The sequence below is a fragment of the Bacteroidales bacterium genome (assembly GCA_013141385.1).
Classification (GTDB): domain Bacteria; phylum Bacteroidota; class Bacteroidia; order Bacteroidales; family Tenuifilaceae; genus UBA8529.
In genome coordinates this window covers 68565-75640 of record JABFRB010000043.1, presented here as the reverse complement: position 1 = coordinate 75640, position 7076 = coordinate 68565, and the positions used below count along the sequence as shown (strand labels likewise).

Annotated in this window: 7 protein-coding genes; 4 read left to right on the top strand and 3 right to left on the bottom strand. The window is 36.3% G+C overall.

Going from position 1 to position 7076, the window contains the following annotated elements; all coding sequences use genetic code 11:
- Nucleotides 1–159: 159 nt before the first annotated feature.
- From HOO91_20025 to HOO91_20015, 3 genes are read right to left on the bottom strand one after another with little or no spacing between them, the layout of a single operon-like run.
- The gene (locus HOO91_20025; GenBank protein ID NOU19852.1) at nucleotides 160–1512 is read right to left on the bottom strand and encodes a glucose-6-phosphate isomerase; all 1353 of its coding nucleotides are present in this window, start codon (nucleotides 1510–1512) and stop codon (nucleotides 160–162) included.
- Nucleotides 1513–1536: 24 nt separating this feature from the next.
- Nucleotides 1537–2532, bottom strand: coding sequence for an NAD(P)H-dependent glycerol-3-phosphate dehydrogenase (locus tag HOO91_20020; protein ID NOU19851.1), 996 nt, complete (start codon nucleotides 2530–2532; stop codon nucleotides 1537–1539).
- Nucleotides 2533–2565: 33 nt separating this feature from the next.
- On the bottom strand, nucleotides 2566–2805 hold the full coding sequence (locus HOO91_20015) for a hypothetical protein (protein NOU19850.1): 240 nt from the start codon (nucleotides 2803–2805) through the stop codon (nucleotides 2566–2568).
- Nucleotides 2806–3397: 592 nt separating this feature from the next.
- Between HOO91_20015 and HOO91_20010 the strand changes: the two genes are divergently transcribed.
- From HOO91_20010 to HOO91_19995, 4 genes are all read left to right on the top strand, one after another.
- The gene (locus HOO91_20010; protein ID NOU19849.1) at nucleotides 3398–4360 is read left to right on the top strand and encodes a 23S rRNA (adenine(2503)-C(2))-methyltransferase RlmN; all 963 of its coding nucleotides are present in this window, start codon (nucleotides 3398–3400) and stop codon (nucleotides 4358–4360) included.
- Nucleotides 4361–4387: 27 nt separating this feature from the next.
- Nucleotides 4388–4918 carry a nitroreductase family protein gene (locus tag HOO91_20005; protein ID NOU19848.1) on the top strand — a complete coding sequence of 177 codons (531 nt, stop codon included), beginning with the start codon at nucleotides 4388–4390 and terminating at the stop codon, nucleotides 4916–4918.
- Nucleotides 4919–5370: 452 nt separating this feature from the next.
- Nucleotides 5371–5712 carry a heavy-metal-associated domain-containing protein gene (locus tag HOO91_20000; GenBank protein NOU19847.1) on the top strand — a complete coding sequence of 114 codons (342 nt, stop codon included), beginning with the start codon at nucleotides 5371–5373 and terminating at the stop codon, nucleotides 5710–5712.
- A 691-nt stretch (nucleotides 5713–6403) separates the two neighbouring features.
- Nucleotides 6404–7051: a DNA repair protein gene (locus tag HOO91_19995; GenBank protein ID NOU19846.1), complete on the top strand. Its 648-nt coding sequence runs from the start codon at nucleotides 6404–6406 to the stop codon at nucleotides 7049–7051.
- Nucleotides 7052–7076: the final 25 nt, after the last annotated feature.

Here is a 7076-nt window from a genome sequence, read left to right as displayed (position 1 = left end):
GCTTTAGGATCAACAGATCGATACATAAGCAAACCATTTTTCATAAACTTATTGTTCGAATGGTTGAAGGTGATCCCATTACATATCAGAATGTTAAAATTAGTGCTTAAATAAACACCTCAAAAAAATTAATCCTTGGGGCTTTTATATTTCATGGAGTTAAAATTCCCCGAGCCTTTTTCGTAATTCTTTTCCCTTAGCCTCAAATCCTGGCTTACCAAGCAATGCAAACATATTCTTTTTGTATTCCTCAACCCCCGGTTGATCGAATGGGTTAACATTTATAGTATACCCACTTAAGGCACAAGCCCTCTCGAAGAAATACATGGTGTAACCCAGCCAGTATGGGTTTAACTCAGGAATAGTAATTTTAATACTAGGAACGCCCCCATCAATATGAGCTAATATTGTTCCCAATTCAGCCATTTTATTCACTTCGGAGTAACGTTTACCAGAAAGGAAGTTGAGCTGATCTAGATTATCAGGATCATTAGGGATAACCAAATTCTTGGCAGGGGAATCCACACTTAATACTGTTTCAAAAAGAATTCGCTCACCTTCTTGAATATACTGACCCATTGAGTGTAAATCGGATGTAAAATCAACGCCTGCAGGAAAAATCCCTTTATTCTCTTTACCCTCACTTTCGCCATAAAGCTGTTTCCACCATTCCGTTAGGAAATGAAGTTTGGGCGTATAGTTTACCATTATCTCAACATTCTTACCCTTACGATATAAAGCATTACGTGCAGAGGCATAAATACAGGCAGGATTTTCATCGAATCGAACATCAGAACTTGTTTGCTTTTCTGCGTCCTTTGCGCCTGCAATCATATCGCTAATGCTAAAACCTGCAATAGCAATTGGCAGTAAGCCAACAGGTGTTAAAACAGAGTAACGGCCTCCAATATCATCCGAGATAATAAAAGTACGATACCCCTCTTGATCTGCTAGTTTCCTTAATGCGCCCTTAGATTTATCGGTTATAGCAACAATTCGTTGCGAAGCCTCAGCCTTTCCAACTTTTTTCTCAAGATGCTGCTTAAGCAATCGGAATGCAATAGCAGGTTCTGTCGTTGTCCCTGATTTTGAAATAACAACAATAGAATAAGATCGGGTATCAAGTAATTCTAGCAATTCTTTATGATAATCCTCACAGATATTTTGCCCTGCAAAGAGTACAATTGGCTTATTTTTATTATTGTATAGATTTGCAAAACTATTGTTTAATGCTTCAATAGCAGCTTTTGCTCCTAAGTAAGATCCTCCAATTCCAACAACTACAACAACCTCACTCTTCGAGATCAGATCTTTTGCTACTTTATCTATACCCTCTAGCTCTTCCGAAGTTATTGATGAAGGCAAATTAAGCCATCCTAGAAATTCACTACCCTTGCCTGTTTTTGTTTCAAGAAGTTCTTGATTGCGCATCATCTCTTCTTTGTAGGCAAACACCTGTTTATTGCTTACGAATTCGTAAATGTTGCTAATATCTACTGATAGTTTAGGCATACAGAAAATGTTTGAAATTATTCTTTACTTAAGTTTATCCGTTAACAGTTTCATCTCAATAGCAGGAGAAATATTTTCATATAGGATATTATATACAGCATCCGTTATAGGCATCTTAACTTTGTACTTCTCATTAATCTCCTTAATACATGCTGTTGCATTATACCCTTCGGCCACCATGCTCATTTCAAGCATTGCCGATTTAACTGAATACCCTTTACCAATCATAGTTCCAAACGTTCTATTTCGACTAAACTGAGAGTAGCAGGTAACAAGAAGGTCGCCAAGGTATGCAGATGTACTCGTTTTTCTTTTACTTGGATATGTTTCATCGAGAAATCTTTGAATTTCAAGCTGAGCATTACTGGTTAATACGGCCAAAAAATTATCTCCATAACCAAGCCCATGAGCAATACCAGCGGCAATGGCAAAAATATTCTTCAAAACCGTACTATATTCAGTTCCATAAATATCTGTCCCTGTTACCGTTTTTATATAATGACGTTCAAAAAGAGCAGCCACCTCCTTTGCTTTGTCCTTATCCTTAAACGAAAAGGTAAGATATGATAATCTTTCGAGAGAAACCTCCTCTGCATGGCTCGGCCCGCTTATTATTCCAAGTCTATCAAACGGCACAGAATGGTTTTTAAAAAAATATTCGGCAATTGTTGTATTGTCGTGTGGAATTATTCCCTTAATGGCTGAAACAACATACTTCTTGTCAAACGATTCAGTAAGTGGCTCAAGCCATGCCTTTAAAAAAGCAGATGGGACAACAAAAATTAGGATATCCGAATTCCTAACAATTTCGTTGATATCATTGCTAATGTTCAATTTAGAAGTGTCGAAAAGAACCGAACTTAGAAATTGTGGGTTATGATGGTGCTTTTTTAAGTGCCCAATAATTTCTTTCTCACGAATATACCAATTTACACGGGGCAAATTTTCATGAAGAATTTTAACGATAGCTGTTGCCCAACTACCGCTTCCAATTACTGCAACTCTTTTTTTACTATCCATTTTATTGCGAAATAATAATTTTTACAAAACAACTTAACTTACTTTCTGAGGAGTACTTAATATGTGTTCCGATGGATTAACTGTAAAACAACTCGAATATAAAGCATTCTTCTTTTTACACTTACATTTTGATGTATTTGTTTTAGGTTGTTCTCCGGGTTTTACTCCAATTTTTCTATTGCATCCAGACACAACAAAAACAATTGTAAAAATATAGATGAATATAACAAAACGGCAAAGTACACAATATTTTCGAATGCTTTTATTACTCATTTTTATGTTATTTTTTTGAAGGGCTAAGGTAAATAATAGTTGCGTATTTACACTTATAGTAGTTTCTAAATATGAATTTCGAGAAAGATATTAGAAAAAAAGAATATCAGCCGTTGTTAAGCTGATATTCTATCTTGTTCATTGAGCTGATAATTAATTGGACTCTCAAATATAGCTCAACTTTTACCGAACCTAGTTATTAATGCTATGAGAAAGAATAAAATCGGCCCGGTGGTTATGGCGTAAAAATAGTTTTTTTATCCTAATTAATTCTCTAAAACCATTGTTTGAGCCTTGAGTTTAATCAAAATTTTAAATTCCCCATTATTTCTTTAAAAACCATTGGTTTGGGTTTACTATATTATAATAAATTTGCTTTTGAAATTTAACAAACTGATGAAACACCCATGTTGTAGACTAAAACAAAAGGAGATGAACAAAATATGGGTGTTCCATGATTGTAATTCATAAACGGTTACTATGACATATTCATCTTGCTATAAATCAATCGTATAATATAAAATTATTCTCATGAAAACCCCGCTCCTTGGGAAAACTCTTCCTGAAATAGAAGAAATTGTTCAAACTCTCAATGGACGAGCAGATCAAGCGATTGCGATTTCAAAATGGTTATACAAAAAAAAATGAATTTAGCTTTGATTTAATCGAATCAATTCCAAATGCTCTTAGAAAATCTCTTGACTCCGCTTATTCTATTGGCAAATACCTACCATCTCAATTAACAGAATCAAAAGATAAAACTCAAAAATATCTATTTAGTAATAGGAAAGGGCAACAGTTCGAATCTGTATTTATGCCAAGTATTAAGAGAAATACACTCTGTATTTCATCGCAATCGGGTTGTAGAATGGGATGCAAATTTTGCTTAACAGGTAAAATTGGATTTAATGGAAATCTTTCAGCATTAGATATTGTTAATCAACTCTATAGTATACCAGACTGTAAAGAGGTAAATAGATTGGTAATTATGGGAATGGGTGAACCTTTCGACAACTTTACTGAAGTTAAAAAGGCTGTTGAAATTTTCACATCGCAGTGGGGAATGGCTTTTGGAGCATCGAATATTACCATTTCAACGGTTGGATTGCTTGAACCGCTAAAACAATTCTTGGAAAAACCTTTTTGTAATCTCGCTATCAGTTTAAACAATCCAATTAACTCTGAACGAAAAGAACTAATGCCAATTGAAAACACAAACCCTATATCTAAGGTTATAGATCTTATTAAACAAAATCCATTAGAAAAACCGTTAAGATTATCATTTGAGTATGTTGCCTTAGGGGGGGTGAATCTGACCCAGCAACATGCTTTTGCAATAGCAGATCTGTTAAAAGGGATAAATTATCATCTAAACATTATCTCTTGGAATAGTCATAACGGTTCGCCATACAATGCACCTAATGAATTAGAACTAAACTCATTTATTAGCTGTTTAGAGAAAAATGGAGTATTATCATCGGTTCGTCAATCCAGAGGGCAGGATATAGGAGCTGCCTGTGGGCAGATGGCCGGAAACCTAATAAAAAGCAACTAGTAGCAACATAAAATAACCGACAAAACTATGGAATCCAACCCTGTGCTTAAAGCAATCTATAATCGCAAAAGCGTTAGGCTTTACGATGAAAGTGTTGAAGTAACTAAAGAGCAACTTGAAGAATTGATGCGTGCAGGAATGGCTGCTCCTTCATCACGAAACTTACAACCATGGGCATTTATTGCGATTACCAATAGGAATACCCTAAACCAGCTTGCTAATGGTTTGCCTTATGCTAAAATGCTTTTCAGAGCTAAGGCAGCAATTGTAGTATGTGGTATACCTGAACGCTCTGGGCAGGATAGCCCTGAGGGTTACTGGGTACAGGACTGCTCAGCCGCCACACAAAATATCCTATTAGCAGCTGAATCGCTTGGATTAGGTGCCGTTTGGACTGGCGTTTTCCCTCGTCCCGAAAGAGTTCAGATTGTTAAAGAAATCTTAGGCATACCCGAAAAGGTTATCCCACTAAATGTGATACCAATTGGCTGCCCCGATGGAGTTGATAAACCAAGGGATAAATTCAGAAAAGAGAATATTATGTGGGAGAGCTGGTAAACAGCTATTCAACACCCTAAAGAATTTTCACGCTAAGTCGCAAAGCCGCAAGGAAATTAAGGTTTTCCTCTGTAAAAGTTATATAAAAGCGATGAATGAGGGAAAACTACAAGAAAAGCAACAGCAAAAACATATCAGTATAATTTTATTAAAAAACTTGTAATTACACAATTGATCAGCGCAAAAGGAAAAAACTTTTAGTTTTTTCTTCTTAGCGAACTTTGCGACTTTGCGAGAAATATTAGCGCTAGAATTGCATGTGTAATCGACATTCTTTTTATTCCTTCAGATGAAATATCTACTAAATTATTTACATGAATAATTTTACTGCTATTCTAACGAATTTATAAACAATGTTAAATTTAAATTAAACTAAAAACAATCTTAGGATCGAATTGTTAATGTAAACATTGAAACATATAAATTACTAGTATTAACAAAAACAACTTAACATGAAACGTAAAATATTTATTACACTAACAATGGTTTTGGCCTTTGGAATGGGTTTAATGGCACAAAACCTGAAAACCGAAAAGGTAAAGGTTTACGGGCAATGCGGTATGTGCGAAAAGCGTATTGATAATGCCGCTAAATCGGTTGATGGGGTAACTAAAGCAAACTGGGATAAAGAAACCTCAATGCTTGAGGTTACCTATGATCCAGCAAAAACAAATTTGGAAAAGATTGAAACAGCCGTTACAAAGGTTGGACATGATACTGATGCTATGAAAGCTGATGACAAGACCTATTCATCGCTTCCTGGTTGCTGCAAGTACGAAAGACCAAAGAAGTAATTAGCCGATGGCTTAAAACGTAAAGAGGGTGTCCATAATTTTGGACACCCTCTTTACTATTCTTAAAGACCTTGCATGTCCAATAAAAAAAGAAACTTAACTTCTAACAAAGAGTTCCGATCTCTTGAAGAGATCGGAACTCTTAACCATATTTTGATTTAAGAACAAGGATCAACGATTTTTGATATTTGAGGTATCAGTAATCAGCTTGTTTTCCTGAAATCTTCTAAAATCTACATTCGTTATTCCTTGTTCGATATTCAATTCAGATATAAAATTCTGACATTAGAAACAGACCCTAATTAACATTAAATCAATGTAAACTGTCATCCTGAGCGCAGCGAAGGATCTTCTACATATAGATGGTTGCCTTCTGCGAATCCTTCGGATTTCACTCCGTTCAGCATGACAAGAAACAGTAAGTTCTGGAAACCCCAATCCCTCCCCTTAATAATGATGAATTGTAATATAAAACCCTTGTCATCCTGAGCGGAGCGAAGGATCTAATTAGAGTCTGTCATTTTGATTTAAGAACAAGGATCAACGATTTTTGATGTATGAGATATACGTAATCAGCTTGTTTTCCTTAAATCTTCTAAAATCTACATTCGTTGTTCCTTGTTCGATATTCATAACCCTCCCAATCCAAAATTTTCCTACATTTGTTTCCACTGAACCGAAAACGCACCCCATGAACATAAAGCTCACCCGCAAGCAGCGCATAAAAATCCGAAGCTGCGATGATGCCTTCAAAGTAATGAAGGAGATACTCCTGCGTGAGGATAAAATCGATAGGGATAAGGAGCACTTCTGGGTAATGGGTCTTGCCCCGAGCACCCGCATACAATACGTTGAGCTGGTTAGCTTGGGATGCGTAGCAGCCACTTACGCAGAGCCCATAAACGTATTCCGCTTCGCATTGACGAAGGGCTGCACAAAGGTAATCCTAATACACAACCACCCCAGCGGGAATCTCACACCCTCCGAAAAAGATATAGACCTCACCGACCACCTAATTCAGGTTGGGCGTATAATCAAGGTTGAGGTGCTGGACCACCTCGTAATCTCCACCAAATCTTTCGAGGGCTTTGGAGATTTAGGTTTAATGAATAAACTGGCAGAGAGCACCAAGTACGTTCCCCCGTTTGAGCTAATTGAGCGAATCCGCACCGAGGAGAAGAAGATTCGAGAGGAGGCTGTAAGGGTTGCAGAGGAAAAGGCAAAGAAAGAAGGGAAAATTGAAATTGCCAAAACAATGAAACAAAAAGGAGAATCTATAGAAAAGATTATAGAATATACGGGATTAACGAAAAAGGAGATAGAAAAGATAAAAATATAGTAACACCAACCCCATTAATACGTAT

What these genes read in the sequence shown, in the direction of transcription:
- HOO91_20005 (NOU19848.1), top strand. Translation starts at nt 4,388, where the DNA reads ATGGAATCCAACCCTGTGCTTAAAGCAATCTATAATCGCAAAAGCGTT.
- HOO91_20015 (NOU19850.1), bottom strand. Translation starts at nt 2,805, where the DNA reads ATGAGTAATAAAAGCATTCGAAAATATTGTGTACTTTGCCGTTTTGTT.
- HOO91_20020 (NOU19851.1), bottom strand. Translation starts at nt 2,532, where the DNA reads ATGGATAGTAAAAAAAGAGTTGCAGTAATTGGAAGCGGTAGTTGGGCA.
- HOO91_20025 (NOU19852.1), bottom strand. Translation starts at nt 1,512, where the DNA reads ATGCCTAAACTATCAGTAGATATTAGCAACATTTACGAATTCGTAAGC.
- HOO91_20010 (NOU19849.1), top strand. Translation starts at nt 3,398, where the DNA reads ATGGACGAGCAGATCAAGCGATTGCGATTTCAAAATGGTTATACAAAA.
- HOO91_19995 (NOU19846.1), top strand. Translation starts at nt 6,404, where the DNA reads ATGAACATAAAGCTCACCCGCAAGCAGCGCATAAAAATCCGAAGCTGC.
- HOO91_20000 (NOU19847.1), top strand. Translation starts at nt 5,371, where the DNA reads ATGAAACGTAAAATATTTATTACACTAACAATGGTTTTGGCCTTTGGA.